The sequence below is a fragment of the Pseudomonadales bacterium genome, assembly GCA_024234165.1.
In the GTDB taxonomy this organism is placed as follows: Bacteria; Pseudomonadota; Gammaproteobacteria; order Pseudomonadales; family UBA5518; genus UBA5518.
Genome location: JACKOP010000001.1, coordinates 1,030,295 through 1,045,722, shown reverse-complemented (window position 1 = coordinate 1,045,722; position 15,428 = coordinate 1,030,295). Strand labels below are relative to the sequence as shown.

Genomic DNA, 15,428 nt, shown 5'->3' with positions numbered 1-15,428 from the left:
AGGCCGGGCCGCGTGTTCAGCGCCGCTGTGGGTCGGCGTAGTCGATCGCGACCACGACGTACTCGCGTTCGCCGCCCGGAGTGTGTACGCGGACCTCGTCGTCGAGCTGCTTGCCGAGCAGCGCCCGTGCCAGCGGTGAATCCATGCTGATCAGTCCGTTGGCCACATCGAACTCGTCCGGGCCGACGATCCGGTAGCGGCTCGCGACACCGTCCTCGTCCTCGATGGTGACCCAAGCGCCGAAGTAGACGCGTCCGCGCTCCGCTGGCGCCTCGCGCACCACGCGTACCCGCTCGAGTCGCTTGCTCAGGTAGCGCACGCGGCGGTCGATCTCGCGCAAACGCCGCTTGCCGTAGATGTAGTCGCCGTTTTCGGAGCGGTCGCCGTTCTTGGCGGCTTCCTGGACGACGGCCGTCACCTGCGGACGCTCGACCTTCCAGAGATGCGTGATTTCCTCGCGCAGGCGCTGCTCGCCCTCCGGGGTGATGTAGCGCGGCCGGGCGGAGCCGGCGGTGCGGGCAGGGTTCATGCGGACGTGCCTCCGGTTCGCGCGCCGCCAGCGCGGCGCCATCTGGTAGACTGCGCATTATCTTGTTTTGCATGGCAATGGCCAGAACACCGCTCCCGATGCGCATCCCCTTGCTCGCCTTGCTGTTGCCCCTGTTGCTGTCCGCGCTCGCCCTGCCTGCGGCTGCGCTGGAGCTCGAAGGCCCGCTGATACAGGGCGGGGTGGTGATCGGGCACGTGCCACCGGGGACAACCGTCAGGCTGGACGAACGCCGGGTGCGCGTGGCCGCCGACGGCACCTTCGTGATTGGCTTCGATCGCGATGCGCCGGCCACGCAACGCCTGCAGGTGGGCGATGAGCAGCACGAGCTGACGATCGCCCGGCGCGAATACCAGATCCAGCGCGTCAACGGGATTGCACAGAACATCATGAGCCCGTCCGCAGCAGAGCTCGAACGCATTCGTCGCGAACAGGCGCTGGTGAACGCGGCACGTGCACTCGACGACGACCGCACCGACTTCGCGAAGGGTTTCGTGTGGCCGATCACCGGACGCATCAGCGGCGTCTATGGCAGCCAGCGCGTCTACAACGGCGAGCCGTCGCGCCCGCACTACGGCGTCGACATCGCTGCGCCGACCGGCGCACTGGTGCGCGCTCCGGCGCCCGGGGTGGTGACTCTGGCCGAACCGGACCTGTTCTTTTCGGGCGGCACCGTGATCATCGATCACGGTCTGCGGCTGTCGTCGAGCTTCCTGCACCTCTCGGCCGTGCTGGTCAAGGTCGGCCAGCGGGTCGAGCCAGGTGATGTGGTCGCACGCGTAGGCTCCAGTGGCCGTGCGAACGGACCGCATCTGGACTGGCGCATGAACTGGCGCGACGCGAAGGTCGACCCGCAACTGCTGGCCGGAGCGATGCCCGCTGCAACGCCTGCACCCAAAGCCCAAGGAGACATGAACTGATGCTCGATCCGAAGCTGCTGGAGATCCTCGTCTGCCCGGTGAGCAAGGCGCCGCTCGAGTACGATCGCGAGAGACAGGAACTGGTGTGTCGCGCCAGCGGCCTTGCCTATCCGGTGCGCGACGGCATCCCGGTGATGCTGGAGAGCGAGGCGCGCCAGCTCACGCTCGAGGAGCGCGAGCGCGGCTGAGTCGCGTGCGCCGCGGAAATCTTCACGCGCGACGCGTGCCGGCCGCCTCCGTATAATCCCGCGCTTGCAGCGTTCGTGGCCGTCCCGGTCGCGACGTTTCGTCTCGAACGGGAACAGGTCGATGAAAGGTGCCGAGATCAGGGAAGCCTTCCTGGCTTATTTCGAAAGCAGGGGCCATACGCGTGTTCCCAGCAGCTCGCTGGTGCCGGCCGATGATCCCACGCTGTTGTTCACGAACGCCGGCATGGTGCAGTTCAAGGACTGCTTCCTCGGGCGCGAGCAACGGCCCTACGTGCGCGCGGCCAGCTCGCAGCGCTGCGTACGTGCCGGCGGCAAGCACAACGACCTGGAAAACGTCGGCTACACGGCACGCCACCACACCTTCTTCGAGATGCTGGGCAATTTCAGCTTCGGCGACTACTTCAAGCACGATGCGATCCGCTATGCATGGGAGTTCCTGACCACGGTGCTGGGGCTGCCAGCCGAGCGGCTGTGGGTCACGGTGTTCCACGACGACCTGGAGGCCGAGAGGATCTGGCTCGAGGAGATCGGCGTGCCGGCCGGGCGTTGCGTGCGTCTCGGGGAAAACTCGAACTTCTGGGCCATGGGCGACACCGGGCCGTGCGGACCGTGCAGCGAGATCTTCTACGACCACGGCTCCGATGTGGCCGGCGGGCCGCCCGGCAGTCCCGATGAGGACGGCGACCGCTACATCGAGATCTGGAACCTGGTGTTCATGCAGTTCGAGCGCGCGCCCGACGGGCGACTGACGCCGCTGCCGAAACCGTCGGTGGATACCGGCATGGGACTCGAGCGCATCGCTGCGGTGATGCAGCACGTGCATTCGAACTACGACATCGACCTGTTCCGCCACCTGCTCGACGCCGCAGAGCGCGTCACCGGCACGAGCGACGCCGCCAGCCCGTCACTGCGCGTGATCGCCGACCACATCCGCTCGTGTGCGTTCCTGGTCGCCGACGGCGTGCTGCCGTCGAACGAGGGTCGCGGTTATGTGCTGCGTCGCATCCTGCGCCGGGCGTGCCGCCACGGCCACAAGCTGGGTGCGCGCGAGGCGTTCTTCCATCGGCTGGTCGCGCCGCTGGCCGACGTGATGGGCGCTGCGTACCCGGAGCTGCATGAAAAGAGGGAGCGGATCGAACGGGTGCTGCTGCTGGAGGAAGAACAGTTCGCGCGCACGCTGGATACCGGCATGCGCATTCTCGAGCAGGACATCGCCGCACTCGCCGGCGATACGCTCGATGGCGAGACGGTGTTCAAGCTCTACGACACCTACGGTTTTCCGCTCGACCTTACCGCCGATATCGCACGTGAGCGTGGTCTGTGCGTCGACGAGGCAGGGTTCGAGCGCGCGATGCAGGCGCAGCGCGAACGTGCCCGCGGTGCGAGCCAGTTCGGCGTCGGGTATCTCGGTGATGCGGGCGTCGACGATCCGACGCTGTTCACCGGCTACTCGGCACTCGCCGGATCCGCGCAAGTGCTGTCGCTGCTGGGCAGCGGCCAGCGCGTCGAGTGCCTCGACGAAGGTTGCGAAGGCGTGGTCGTGCTCGACACGACTCCGTTCTATGCCGAGTCGGGCGGGCAGGTCGGTGATGCCGGCGTACTCGAAGCGCCCGGTGTGCGTTTCGACGTGCGCGATACCACAAAGTCCGGTGCATTGTGGCTGCATCACGGCGTGGTGGTACAGGGGTCGCTGCGCACGGGAAGCACGGTCGAGGCACGCGTCGAACCCGCAGTGCGCGCTGCCACCGCGCGCAACCATTCGGCTACCCACCTGCTGCACGCAGCACTGCGCCAGGTGCTCGGGACGCACGTGATGCAGAAGGGCTCGCTGGTCGACTCGCAGCGGCTGCGTTTCGATTTCGCGCATTTCGAGGCGCTGACGCGCGAGCAGTTGCGTGCGGTCGAACGACTGGTCAACGAGCAGATTCGCGCCAATTCGCCGGTGCAGGTCGATCTGACCGATATGGATGGGGCACGTGCCAGGGGTGCGATGGCGTTGTTTGGCGAGAAGTACGGCGCCGAGGTGCGCGTGCTGACGATGGGCGAGGGGTTTTCGGTGGAACTCTGCGGTGGTACGCACGTGCGTCGCACCGGCGACATCGGCCTGATGCGTATCACGGCCGAAACCGGGATCGCCGCCGGGGTGCGACGCGTGGAGGCGGTCACCGGGGCCGGCGCACTCGAGCTGTTCGACCGGCTCGAGGAGCGCGAGGAGCGCATCGCGCAACTGGTCAAGGCCGGCTCCGACAACGTGGTCGAGAAAGTCGAGCAACTGGTGGCTACCAACCGGCAGTTCGAGAAGGACATCGCGAAGCTGCGGGTACAGCTCGCCAGCGGCAGCGGCAAGGATCTGGCAGCGAGTGCGATCGACGTCGCCGGCGTGAAGGTGCTCGCCACGCGTCTCGAGGGAGCCGATGCGAAGAGCCTGCGCACCACGCTCGATCAGTTGAAGGACCGGCTCGGGCGTGCCGTGGTCGTGCTGGCGGCGGTCGATGGGGACAGGGTTTCGCTGGTGGCCGGTATCGGAGGCGGGCTCGAAGAGCGGTTGCGCGCCGGTGAGCTGATGGCTGCAATCGCACCGCTGGTCGGCGGCAAGGGTGGTGGCCGGGCCGACATGGCGCAGGGTGGCGGCACGGACGCGGCGGCGTTGCCCGCCGCGCTGGAGCACGTTGCCGGATGGGTGCGCGATGCGTTGGCAGATGTGGTGTGAAGAGTTCAGGATTCCTCTATACTCCGCGCTTTCGCAGATCCCCACAGGGGGTTCTTCCAGGCAGGCCGAGAAGAAATCGACCGCAGGGAGTGCGGCAAACCGAGGAGGTGAGATGCTCATTTTGACGCGCCGGGTTGGCGAGACGCTGATGATCGGCGACAACGTCGCGATCACGGTGCTGGGCGTCAAGGGCAACCAGGTACGACTCGGTGTCAACGCGCCGAAGGACGTGACCGTACATCGCGAGGAAATCTATCAACGCATCCAGCACGAGGACGACGACTCGCACGGGCGCTGAACGCGAATCCCGCAGTCGCCACGGTGGCTGCACCAGTCTTCCGGAGAGATGGCCGAGTGGCTGAAGGCGCGCCCCTGCTAAGGGCGTATAGGCTAATCCCCTATCGAGGGTTCGAATCCCTCTCTCTCCGCCAAATATCCATGCAATCCGATGAAAATACAGGGTTTTTGTTCTGGAACGCTCGGGTTCCCGCCAGATTTCCCGCCAAACAGTACCGGATACAGCGGTTTGTCGAAGTGACCCGCCCGGGCCTCCCCACAATTTTCTATTTCACCAGCCACGCCGGCCGGACATAACGCCATTCAGGAATTCGGACGGCATGCCGTTTCTGCGTCCTGCGCTGGCCACCATGACGGCGGCACCAACCCCACGGGCAACGGGTTCGAGCGCGTAGCGGATCGCATCCCAGCAGTGATTGTGCGCGTCTACCAGGTCGGGCAGCACGTCGCCGCTCAGTCGGTCCACCTTGTAGGACCATAGCCGCGATTCTTCGATCGTGTGCAGGCAGCGCGGGTGAATCACGATCTGCCCGAAACTGCGCAGGTGCGATATGCCGTGCTCCACGCTGCCGGGGCCTTTCTGAGCGGCCACCACGCGGAAATTCTGCCGCACCATGTGGCTGATGGTCTCCGGCCGTGCCGAGTCAGCGCGGATGGTGTGATCTCGTGATCCCGGCACGCGCTCGAACAGTGCGGGCAGGTGGTCCAGTTCCACGCCAACCCCATACGCTTCATGCTCCACGTACAGTTTGGCGTCGTGAATCCACACACGAAGCAGCGTGGACGGGTCCACAGCGAAGCCCCAGTCTGCGCCGTAGTAGGGGCCGTGCCAGTCCGTGCCGGGTTCGAAGGCGTCGATTGCTACCTTGCCGCGCAGAACTTGCGCCGTGCTGGCAGTTCTGCACTCGCCTTCCCAGATGTGGGCATAGGCTTCCGGGTCGGTCCTTGCCATCCATTGACGTTCACCTTCCAGCTCGGCGGGAAAGTGCGGATTGTCGCGCCAGTTGACACGGCAAGCGATGGTGTCGGGTGATGGCGTGACGATGAACCGCTGATAGGTCGGATCACTGGCGTGCACCGGGTTGAACGTCGCCCAGATCTCGGAACCAGGGGCGCGAACCGTTGGCGTCAGCAGCTCCCAGCTTGCGGCTGATACCGTCTGCGCTTCCTCGATCCACGCCAGCGAAAGCCCCTCGGTGCTTTTGATCTCCGATGCGTTGTGGCGCAACCCCTTGAACACGAATTCAGCGCCGGCCTTCGAGCGAATGAAGCCCTCGCCCGTTTCGAAGTGATCGCCGAAGCCAAGCAATGCGATCTGGTCGCACAGCAGGCGGTGCACGGAATCACGGATGCTCACCTGCAATTCGCGAGCGCATAGCACGCGGATCGGCGATGAAACGGCCTTCACCAGAATCATTCTTGCAACGGCCCAGCTTTTCCCTGATCCCCTGCCCCCGTAGGCGGCCTTGAACCGGGCCGGGCGTGCAAACTCGCGGCACCAGGTGGGCAGGGAAACGCGAACCGATTCAGGCGTCATAAACTACGCTCACGTGCAGCAGCGGCACGGGTCGGCCGTCGGCATCGACGGGTGATATTTTCTGCGGTGCGTGGAAGCCGTGCATTTCGTTCAGCTCTCGCACAGCACGAAGCACGGCCGTCTGGCTCTCTGGTTCGTCGATCACTTGCAGCAACGTGCGGATCGCCTGCACGCGCGTCCACATATGCCGTTCGCCCAGCTCTGCGCGCAACTGTTCCACTCGCGCTGCGACGTGTGGCTTTGCCAGCAGGCGTGAAGCCTCTTCCCATACTGTTTTCGCTTTTGCCGCAGACGCGGGGTAGGCAACGCGCCATGCGTCGCTTCGGGTCAATCCGTCGACGACGTGCTGTGCGAACGTCTCTTCCTTCGCTGTCAGGCATCGCGGCTTCTTGGCTTTCGTGGTCATGCTCTCACCCTTCGGCTTCATTCAGCAGCGTGGTTACCTGTCGCGCTGTCAGTCGGCTTTCGAAGCGGTAACACTTGGCAATACTTGCAGGGCTCAAGCCAGCGGCAGCCAGTTCGCGCAGTACGGCCCGGCGTCGATCGAGCATGCAGGCATGACGATATGGCACGTACACGCGCCCACCACCCCCCCAAGCGAGCAGCCGCGCAGCACCCGCCGCACCCACAACAGACACAAGCGCCCGCCATTTATCACCAGCCTTCACCCTCGGGATGTCGTAATCGCGCCCCCCCCAGCGATCGCAAAATGCAGCAAAAGCCTCTTCGCCAAGGATGCGGCGCAGCTCGTTTCTTGATTCTTTGAGCATCGGTCAGCCCTCAATCGGCTTCCAGTGATGGCCAGCGCTCGCGGCCGTTGCGCTGATCGGGATCGTCCGGCAGGGGCCGGTAGTCGCTACAGCGCCGGGGCAGGTCGTCCATGATCAGCAGGCGGGTCGCCCGGCAGCGGCTGCCGCTCAGGTGCTGGCAGGTCCGGCAATGGCGGCGGTCGTCGGGTTCGTACTTGGGCCAGCGGCCGGGGTGCGCCAGGCGCAGCGCATCCGCCATCGCCTGCGGGTCGTGGTCGATGTAGTCCATCACCTCTTCCAGCAGGATCACGCCAGCGGCGAGCAGCGCGGCCGGCGTGGTGTCCAGGTGCGCAGCCACGGCCACCAGCCAGCAGCGGGAAATTGCGGCCTCATTCGTGTTGCGGGTGCTTGTTGTAACCCCTGTAACGCCTGTTGTTTTTTCGGCGTTACGGCTACAGCCCGCCTCCCCGTAGGGCTGCACGTCTGTAACGTCTGTAACGCCACCAATCGAATGAGTGCGATGATGAAGCGCAGATTGCAGGTTTATTCTTTCGGGGCGCTGGTTTTTTATTACGCGACTTATATTTTGTAACGTTACAAACGTTACAGATGTGCAGTCTGCTTCCCCGTAGGCGTCGCGCTGTAACGTCTGGCTTTTCGTTGACGTTACAGGCGTTACAGGTGCGGTGCCTGAGTCGCCCCCTGTAGCTGGCGTGCCAGCCCGAAGCCTCGATAGCAGGCTTTCGACGCTCACGGCACAGCCTCCGCCAGTCGATCGCCGTTGACGTGGTATAGCTTCACTACCCGCCCGCCAATCCGCACGGGTCGCGCGCGCTCGCCGTTTACCTGCTTTGGCGGCAAGACCCCTGCCTCTTCGAGCGTGTCCAGCGCCTGCTTGAAGTCGAACCCTTTGAGTGCTTCACGCAGCCCGGCCGCGTTGAACAGGTAGATGCGTCCTTCGTTCTCGTCGCTCCACCAGCCGGCGCGGTCGCGGACGATGATCCGATCCTCGCGGATGTCATCCACGCTGGTGAATCGTGAGTCGCCGTGTCGCTCGAGGAAGTCAGCCAGGCGGGCGAATATCTGCCGGCGTTCGTCGTTGCCCTTGCCACGCATGGCGCGCCACACGGTGAACACTTCTGCGGCTGCGTCTACCGCTGCGCCCTCGGGCCATCCGGTGATGCCGTACTCGGTTGCCAGCTCGCCGGCCAGCGCCAGCAGCGCAAGCCGGCCAGCCGCGCGCTTGTCCTGCCCCTCGGCGTCCATTGGGTCGAAGTCGGGCAATGTTTTGAACTCTTTGAGCAGATCCGCCATGTCGCGGGTGTCGTGCGTCAGTCGGTCCAGGAACGCCCGGCCCGCTCTGCCGTAGTGCGTCGCTGCCGCACGCTTGATTGCATCGGCCAGTGTTGCGCCAGTCTGGAAGCCGTGCAGGTCGTCGAAACAGCCGAAGCGCCTGATGGCCTGAAGGTCGAGCATCCGCACAGACTGCCCGGCCTTCGCTCGCTGTCCGCCTGCTTCCATTGTGGTTGCCACGGATTTTTCGCCCGTGGAAACGATGAACGATTGCCAGCGCATGACGGATCGTGCAGCGCCGGATCGGCTGGCGCGTTGCTTTCCGCGCCCGTTGCCCAGCATGTAGACGATGGCGCCCACTTCGCGCGGTTCGCACTCGCTGATTTCGTCCAGGGCGAGCAGGCAATCATTGAACAGCACGGCCGCGCCTTCCAGCCCGTTTGCTGTAGCGCGCCAGCTCCTGCGATAGCTTGGCCCGCCCCAGACGGAGCAAGCCGCATCGAGCATCGTGCTTTTGCCGGTGGAAGAGTTACCAAAAAAGTGCAGCCCGCCCCCTTCGGAAAGGGTGCGCTTCACCAGCGGGCCGGCAAACGCAGCAGCCAGCGCGACCACGAATAGCGGATTGCCGACGGCACGCGCGGCAATTGCAGTTCGCCAGCCGTCGAGCGTGCCGGATTGGGTGTGCTCTTCGTGGCTTCGCTCGCCAGATTGAAATATCACGTTCGCCGCGTCCGGTCCGATCGCGGTATCCGGCAGCACGAATGAGGCACCACACCAACCCACTTGTAACGCACAGCGCACGCGCTTCGATGATGGCGTCCGATGCTGCAAGTAGCGTGTGAGTTCGTACCGTTTTTGCAGGTCCAGATCCAGCCCCATCGCCAGCAGTTCGCCACGCAGATCCGCGCCGTCGCTTCGCAGCAGTTCCATAGGCATTGCCCACTGTCGCCAGTGGCCCGCCGTGGTCTTGAATCGCAGCAGGCGGCCGAAGTTATTCTCGCTGGCGTCGAAGGTCTGCGCCTCGATGTACAGCGGCCCGCAGATCCAGGTATCGACGGGAACAGAAGGCTCGTTTTTCTTCGCCTCGCTCATTGCGTGGCGCCATACCCCCGGCCGCACCTTGCGCCCACTCTCGAGCTTTTCCCAGTCGTCATAGACGCGCCAGCATGGGCGTTCATCCTCGTCAGGGAATCGCACAGCGTCGACGCCATCGCCAACGCTGGCGGTGCTTGCGTCGATTGCATCAAAATCAATCAACGGCACAGGCACAGGCACAGGCACAGGTGCAGGGCTTGCAGCAGCATCCGCGATCATGCCGCACGCTCCCTGCGTCGCAGCGCCGCAAGGTCGTTGAAGTCGGTGCCGGGCGCGTCGTCCGGGAATTCCGGCACGATCAGCCTTGCGCCGGTGGCCTTTGCGGCCTCTCTCGCCTTGGTGATGCCCGGATTGCCCGCCGTGTGGCGGTCGTTGTCGGCGCAGATCACCAGCTCTGCGCGCGGCCATGCGGTGCGAGCAGCGCGCGCAACAGGCAGCAGGTTGCCGGCGTTCATTGCGCACAGGACCGGGTGCCCGGTTTCCTCATGCAGCGTGGCGCCGGTCGCCCATCCCTCGCAGATCAGCAGCCGCACCGGATCTACCAGGTCGCCAATGGGCGAGAACAGCCCACCAGCGCGACCAGGACGAAACCGCTTGGTGCCGTCCGGCAGGATGCGTTGCACGTTCCACAGCAGCCCATAGGCGTCGTACAGCGGCACGATCAGACACGCCCCCAGCAGCCGCAGGTTGTGCGGCCGTACGCCCTTGGTGAGCAGGTACGGGTGCGCAGGATCGGGTGCCACGGTGCGCGACCATTCGCGCCGCGCCTCGAGCGCGCGGGCCTCGTGCTCGGCTCGTCGCTCGGCCTGCGCCTTCGCACGGGCAGCCTCGATCAGCCGAGCCGTGCGCTCGCGCTCCGCGTCGCTCAGTCGCTCGCCGTCAGCCGTCCAGGTGGCGCGGGTGCCGCTTTTCCAATAGCCAAAGCCGCCAGCGGGTCGCCCGTCGAGGTGCAGCAGATAGTAGCCGTTAAGGCTGCCTCTGCGGTCGCCTTCGACGTGGAAGCGGTGTAGCGTGCCGTCCGCCTCGATCCTGTTTGGCGGTGTGATCCCTGCGCCGTGCATGGCGTCGCGAAACGCGGCGGTGATTTCGGCCGTGGTGTTCATGTGTGCGGCCTCCCTCCCGTACTCATTGGCGGGAAATGTGGCGGGAAAGTGACAGCGCATAGGCTGAAACTCCTTTCGATCAATGCGTTACGCGAATTTCCGGCGGATGACGCCTCCGCCATACTTTGATTGACTGCCATCAGTGCACCATCTGCGGACGTGAAGCCCGGGTCGCGGTCGCAGCGGCTGGAATATTGGTTTCAAGCCATGCGGTGATGCGCCGGTCCATGCCGGGGTTCAGCGGTTTGTCAGCCCGCACCTGACTGATGAACTCCAGGGCGCAGTCATCGCAAAGCGGGAACCACCAACCACCAAACGTGAACGCCTCGCAGACGGGCGGATCGAGTGATGCGGCGCACGATGCGCACGCGCAAGTCATGGCGACACACTCCGGCCAGTACGCGCCAGTCGAGCGAGCACGTACCGGGCGACACGGTGCGGGCGCCCCCACGCATCGGGTGCGGTCACCCATGCGGTGACAATCCGGTTTCCGGCGTCGCGCAGCTCCAGCACGCGGGCGGCTGGGTGGTAAACGTTCAGGCTCTCGCGCGCCTCAAGCGTGGTCACAGGGCCACGCTTGAGCGCCTGTAACAGCCGGTGACGCTGCGCCGCAGCCGTGGTGTCGTCGATGTTCATGCCTGGTGGTGGGTTGCTCGTGGTTCATCGGCTGGCGCTTGGCCGATGTACTCAGGAGAACAGTCATTGCAAAGCACGAACCATCCATAGCCATCAACCATCACCGCCTCATAGATTGACGACTGATTGAGTGGTACCGCGCACGCTGAACACGCGGAAGGCATGGTGTTCATGTCAGTGCTCCTATCAGTGTTCATGCCAGTGTTCATGCCAGTATTCATGCCAGTGCTCCTATCAGTGTTCATGCCGTTGGCTCTCGCGCTTCCTTGCGCTTCCCTTGAGGCGCCTTGCGGCGCAGTTCGAGCGCCTCCAGTCGTCGGTTGAGTTCGTGTTCCCGGTACTCGGGACTTGCGCGCTCGGCAAGCCAGGCGTCGATCTCCGAGCGCAAGAAGCCCACCGAATTCGGTCCCAGCGGGACAGGCAGCGGGAACTTCCCTGCGCGGACCAGGCGGGAAATTTGTGCGCGTGACAATCCGACGATCGCATGCAGGTCGGCATACCGGACTATGGCAGCCCCCGTTGCCGGGGGAGTCTCTGCGGTAGTGCGTTTCTTCGTGGTCGTGGTGGTCATGCGGTCGCCCTCTTCGTGGATCTGGTCGCGGTGCCTGTGCGGCGTTTCGCTGCCTTCGCTTCACGTGCGCGTGCTAACTGCGCATCCCTGCGCGCCTTCTCTTGGCGTAGCGCGTCAGCAACTTGCGCTTGATCGATTGCGTGCCGCTCGCGCAAGGACGATTCGTAAGCGGCAAGGTCCAGGTGCTTTGCGCAGGCGCCAGCCATCGCGCCAAGCTCCCACAGCATGCCGGCCAACTGGCGCGGGATTTTTTCGACGCCGGTAGCTTCTTGAATGATTGACGACAACAGATTCCAGGGGCCTTCCGGGTTGTGCTGCGCGTGATGGCGCGCCAGTGCCAGCGCCCATAACTGGCCTTCGTGGAAGCCTTCGCAGTAATCGGATTGATCGAAGTCTGCCGGCCAGTGCGATCGAGAACGCCTACCCTTGCGCGGGGTCACGAAGGGCAACGAATCAATCGGGTGCAGATCGGTGATTTTGTCGGCGTGCTTGGTGCTCATACCGCACCCCCGACGACGTTTTCGCCGGCTGCAAGTGCTTCGTCGCGTGCGCTGCGTAGCGCGATCCGCAACCGGCACGACAGGATGCGCTCTACCGCGCGGGCAATGTGTCTTGCCTCCCATGCCTCGACGACGATTTCGCCGTAGGCCGTGGCAATCGTGCAGCCCCGTTGTTCGATCTCGGGAAGGTGGCGGCTGATGTCGTAAGTGATGCGGTCCACGGCTGGCGTGGACGGTGTACGGTCTTGATGGGTGGTCATATGGGCAACTCCTGTGCGAGTAGTGTTGAAACACTCGCGGAGTCGCCTTCACACAACCCCGCGAATGGTGCCGGGAGGTTGAAGGCCGTGCACAGACGGCGGGCGGGTTTCCCCTTGCGGGTCTTGTATCGCCGCCGCCCTCCCGGCATAAGCGCCGGGCATGAAAAAGCCGCATTCTGTCGGGCGCGGCTTCCGCTGTACAAGGGGCCTTCACTCCCCACCAGTCCATGACTGGCAGGGCCAGCATGGCACACGTTGCGCGTGCGTGCAACAGGGTACGCATTGTGTGCGCGTAATCTATGGGTTACAGTGCTCGTATGCTCGATATCATCCAAAGCGACACATTCCGGCGCTGGGTCGCGGCACTCACAGATCAACGGGCCGTGGCGCGGATCAGTGCGCGGGTGCGTCGTCTGTCCGAAGGCAATGCAGGCGACGTGCGCCCCGTTGGCGACGGGCTCAGCGAGTTGCGGATCGACTACGGGCCCGGCTATCGCGTGTATTTCATGCGGCGCGGGCCGTTGGTTGTCGTGTTGTTGGCCGGTGGTGACAAGCGAACCCAGGCGGCCGATATCAAGCGAGCCCGGAAGATCGCGCAGGAATGGGAGGGTTGAGATATGGCCGAGAAATTTACCCGCTGGGACCCCGTTGATTATCTGCAAACCGACGAAGCCGCAGTGCTCTACCTTGAGGCGTGCATGGACGATGACCCGGGCGACGGCAGCCTGATTCGCGCCGCTCTCAACGACATAGCCAGGGCGCGCGGCATGACGCAGCTCGCCCGCGACTCGGGCCTGAGCCGCGAAGGGCTCTACCGGGCGTTGTCGGCGGGCGGCAATCCCGAATTCGCCACGATCATTCGGGTTGTGCGCGCACTCGGCATTCGGTTGAGTGCAGCGCCGCTCGAAGCGAAAGCGGCTACGAAACAGCGCAAGGGCGCGGCGGGGTGATGAAGTGGCGCCGGGCTGCCCAACTGAGCGAGCTTTGCCCATGCTGCTATTCCCCGCTCGCGCAGGTCTTGTATTCACAGCAGCACCCCGGCATTGACTGTTCACACTGCGCGCCATTCGGCAACGATGGCGGCTTCGCGCGCGCGTATAGCGCCGCTCATCGAATTGAACTTGATTTCACGCGAGTATTGATCGAAGTAAAAACCTTCCGGCAGTTCCAGATCGTCACCTTCAGGCAATCCGGTTGCCTGAAATAACGGCGGAATGACGCTGCCAAGTGATCGGCCGGCAATCTCTGAAAGCGCTTGCATATGCGCCCACAGGTCGAGCGCAGCGCCGACAATTTGCCCGTACTTTGGTTGCAGGTCCAAGAGTCGCGATTCAGCCTCTTCGCGTTCGGCCTCCGCAGCGTTTGCCTCCGCGACACGGCATGCCTCCTCGAGCACGTCGAGCCGTGCGCGTAACGGTTGCAAGCGTGCGGCTTTCTCGTTTTCGCGCTTCGTCCATGCGTCGACTGCTGCCTGATAGTGCTTGTATTTGGCGGCAATCTTGGCAACTACACGCTTTTCGTTGGCATCGCCCCCTTCGGCGGCGTCGGCCTGTGCCGCCTCAACAAGCATCTCGCGGTTCTCGGCATCGTCGGGCGCTTGCGGCACGGGTGCAGGTTCTCTCTCGCCCTCGGTCGCAAGTTTGCTCGCCTGTTCGTTGTATCGGGCTTGCAGTTCGCGAACGATGCGGTGTGCTTCGATTGGTTTCATGGTTGATTGTCCTCTTGCGTGAATATCTGCAACGCCAGGTCGAACGACACACCGTTGCGGGTTGAAAAATCCTGTGCTCGCGCCATCGCGATCAGCCGTTCACGGTCCACGCTGTAACCGTTTGCCACGACAAAGCCGGTGAGTTCCAGCAGGGAATCAGTGGGCATGGATGCAAAGGGGTTGCGTGCCTGAGCACGGGCCGCACGGAATGCGTGTACGCTGGTTTCTGGATCAGCCCCTACAGGCACGAAAGACACTTCGCGCAGCTTCGCGTTGCGAAAAATGGTGTCGACGGAAAGAGCGCGCCCGTTCAGCGTCACACTTCGACGCTCGCCCGACTCGACGGCGGCCTGAATGCCGATTGATAGCTGCCACGGCGCGCCCTCGGCAAACAGCGCGGCGACTTCCTTGCCGGCATCCGACGCGGTGAAGAACTCACCGGACACCAGCACCTGGTTGCCCGCGAGACGCGCGCCGAGCTTTCCGGCACGCTTGCCCGGGTCGTGATCGACCAGGGCGAAGATAGGCGCGTTCGGCAGTTGCAGTGAGGCCAGATCAACGGCTACGTCGCCGTGCGCCCCGTATTGAGGAATGACGCCCCCCGAGTAGGCGACGCCCTCGAATCTGCGCGGCAGGCCCGCCTCATCGCGTTCGGCGACGGTGGGCGTGAAGGTGAAGAATGCGGTTTGCTGGGTCATTGGCAGCACCTTTGTTGTGAGGTGCTGCCAGCATGCGCAGGAAGAACTTCCGCGCGTTAGGCGATAATATTAATTCACAACTTTTAGTCTCTCATCACTTCACTGGAAGTCGTCCGCGTCGAATGTCCAATTGAAAATTGGAAGGTGCGGGTACTCTTCGCGCAAGTCGAACCACGCAAGGATTTTTTTTGTTTTCGTGTCCCGCGCATTCATTCCAGGGGCTGATTCGGCATGCCATCGCCCATCCGGCAGTTCAGTTATCGTCAAAAAGCGGGCCGGGTACATGTCAGCTCTGCGGATCGTCGATTCATCACACTTGAACTTTTCAGCGCCCAGCGCTTGAGCAACCATCGGCTTCATGCCCAAATGCTTTGTTGCGATGTGATACCACGCGCGCAAATGCTCGGGGCGTTTCCATTCGTACGGTCTGCCCGGTTCGTTGCGTCTTTTGTTCAAGTACTCAGCCAGGCGAAGTTGCGTTGACTGGCTCGCAGTTCCATCACGCTCGATCTCTTCGAGAAACTTGGAAACGATGGCCGAACGCCTCGGCTTTGCCATATGCGGCACGCCCCCTGCGGTGCTGTCCCTGCTGGAA

Annotated in this window: 20 protein-coding genes and 1 tRNA gene; 7 read left to right on the top strand and 14 right to left on the bottom strand. The window is 63.9% G+C overall.

Features of this window, described 5'->3' with window-relative positions; translation table 11 throughout:
- Positions 1-16: 16 nt before the first annotated feature.
- Entirely contained in the window at positions 17-529 is a 513-nt protein-coding gene (gene greB / locus H7A12_04520; GenBank protein ID MCP5320075.1) for a transcription elongation factor GreB, read from the bottom strand.
- A gap of 98 nt (positions 530-627) precedes the next feature.
- Between greB and H7A12_04515 the strand changes: the two genes are divergently transcribed.
- The 5 genes from H7A12_04515 to H7A12_04495 all read left to right on the top strand — a co-directional run bounded on the left by H7A12_04515 (position 628) and on the right by H7A12_04495 (position 4,817).
- On the top strand, positions 628-1,467 hold the full coding sequence (locus H7A12_04515) for a M23 family metallopeptidase (GenBank protein MCP5320074.1): 840 nt from the start codon (positions 628-630) through the stop codon (positions 1,465-1,467).
- Complete coding sequence (locus H7A12_04510) at positions 1,467-1,655, top strand: Trm112 family protein (GenBank protein ID MCP5320073.1); 189 nt, start codon at positions 1,467-1,469, stop codon at positions 1,653-1,655. Before H7A12_04515 ends, H7A12_04510 begins: the two co-directional genes overlap by 1 nt.
- Positions 1,656-1,776: 121 nt before the next feature.
- Positions 1,777-4,386, top strand: a complete 2,610-nt coding sequence (gene alaS, locus H7A12_04505) for an alanine--tRNA ligase (protein ID MCP5320072.1) — start codon at positions 1,777-1,779, stop codon at positions 4,384-4,386.
- A 112-nt stretch (positions 4,387-4,498) separates the two neighbouring features.
- Entirely contained in the window at positions 4,499-4,684 is a 186-nt protein-coding gene (gene csrA, locus H7A12_04500; protein ID MCP5320071.1) for a carbon storage regulator CsrA, read from the top strand.
- Positions 4,685-4,726: 42 nt separating this feature from the next.
- Positions 4,727-4,817, top strand: a tRNA-Ser gene (locus tag H7A12_04495).
- Positions 4,818-4,954: 137 nt separating this feature from the next.
- Here the strand turns inward: H7A12_04495 and H7A12_04490 are convergent.
- The 10 genes from H7A12_04490 to H7A12_04445 form a co-directional block, all read right to left on the bottom strand.
- Positions 4,955-6,220: a PBSX family phage terminase large subunit gene (locus tag H7A12_04490; GenBank protein MCP5320070.1), complete on the bottom strand. Its 1,266-nt coding sequence runs from the start codon at positions 6,218-6,220 to the stop codon at positions 4,955-4,957.
- Positions 6,210-6,626, bottom strand: coding sequence for a hypothetical protein (locus H7A12_04485; protein MCP5320069.1), 417 nt, complete (start codon positions 6,624-6,626; stop codon positions 6,210-6,212). Before H7A12_04485 ends, H7A12_04490 begins: the two co-directional genes overlap by 11 nt.
- 4 nt (positions 6,627-6,630) lie before the next feature.
- Entirely contained in the window at positions 6,631-6,990 is a 360-nt protein-coding gene (locus H7A12_04480; GenBank protein MCP5320068.1) for a hypothetical protein, read from the bottom strand.
- 10 nt (positions 6,991-7,000) lie between these two features.
- Positions 7,001-7,327, bottom strand: a complete 327-nt coding sequence (locus H7A12_04475) for a hypothetical protein (protein MCP5320067.1) — start codon at positions 7,325-7,327, stop codon at positions 7,001-7,003.
- Positions 7,328-7,719: 392 nt separating this feature from the next.
- Positions 7,720-9,576 (bottom strand): DUF927 domain-containing protein, encoded by a 1,857-nt coding sequence (locus H7A12_04470; GenBank protein ID MCP5320066.1) that lies wholly within the window; start codon positions 9,574-9,576, stop codon positions 7,720-7,722.
- On the bottom strand, positions 9,573-10,460 hold the full coding sequence (locus H7A12_04465; protein ID MCP5320065.1) for a toprim domain-containing protein: 888 nt from the start codon (positions 10,458-10,460) through the stop codon (positions 9,573-9,575). Before H7A12_04465 ends, H7A12_04470 begins: the two co-directional genes overlap by 4 nt.
- A gap of 375 nt (positions 10,461-10,835) precedes the next feature.
- Complete coding sequence (locus H7A12_04460) at positions 10,836-11,096, bottom strand: helix-turn-helix domain-containing protein (GenBank protein ID MCP5320064.1); 261 nt, start codon at positions 11,094-11,096, stop codon at positions 10,836-10,838.
- Between the two features lie 241 nt (positions 11,097-11,337).
- Positions 11,338-11,667, bottom strand: coding sequence for an AlpA family phage regulatory protein (locus tag H7A12_04455; GenBank protein MCP5320063.1), 330 nt, complete (start codon positions 11,665-11,667; stop codon positions 11,338-11,340).
- Positions 11,664-12,167, bottom strand: coding sequence for a hypothetical protein (locus H7A12_04450; GenBank protein ID MCP5320062.1), 504 nt, complete (start codon positions 12,165-12,167; stop codon positions 11,664-11,666). The genes H7A12_04455 and H7A12_04450 overlap by 4 nt, the downstream gene beginning before the upstream one ends.
- Complete coding sequence (locus H7A12_04445; GenBank protein ID MCP5320061.1) at positions 12,164-12,427, bottom strand: hypothetical protein; 264 nt, start codon at positions 12,425-12,427, stop codon at positions 12,164-12,166. Before H7A12_04445 ends, H7A12_04450 begins: the two co-directional genes overlap by 4 nt.
- 317 nt (positions 12,428-12,744) lie before the next feature.
- On the opposite strand from H7A12_04445, the gene H7A12_04440 reads away from it, so the two are divergent.
- Both H7A12_04440 and H7A12_04435 read left to right on the top strand, forming a co-directional pair.
- A complete protein-coding gene (locus tag H7A12_04440) occupies positions 12,745-13,041 on the top strand; it encodes a type II toxin-antitoxin system RelE/ParE family toxin (protein MCP5320060.1) in 297 nt (98 codons plus the stop codon).
- Positions 13,042-13,044: 3 nt separating this feature from the next.
- Entirely contained in the window at positions 13,045-13,377 is a 333-nt protein-coding gene (locus H7A12_04435) for a putative addiction module antidote protein (GenBank protein MCP5320059.1), read from the top strand.
- 101 nt (positions 13,378-13,478) lie between these two features.
- On the opposite strand, the gene H7A12_04430 is transcribed toward H7A12_04435, so the two are convergent.
- The 3 genes from H7A12_04430 to H7A12_04420 all read right to left on the bottom strand — a co-directional run bounded on the left by H7A12_04430 (position 13,479) and on the right by H7A12_04420 (position 15,391).
- Positions 13,479-14,135, bottom strand: coding sequence for a hypothetical protein (locus H7A12_04430; protein MCP5320058.1), 657 nt, complete (start codon positions 14,133-14,135; stop codon positions 13,479-13,481).
- Entirely contained in the window at positions 14,132-14,833 is a 702-nt protein-coding gene (locus tag H7A12_04425) for a hypothetical protein (protein MCP5320057.1), read from the bottom strand. Before H7A12_04425 ends, H7A12_04430 begins: the two co-directional genes overlap by 4 nt.
- A gap of 99 nt (positions 14,834-14,932) precedes the next feature.
- Complete coding sequence (locus H7A12_04420) at positions 14,933-15,391, bottom strand: hypothetical protein (GenBank protein ID MCP5320056.1); 459 nt, start codon at positions 15,389-15,391, stop codon at positions 14,933-14,935.
- Positions 15,392-15,428 lie beyond the last annotated feature (37 nt).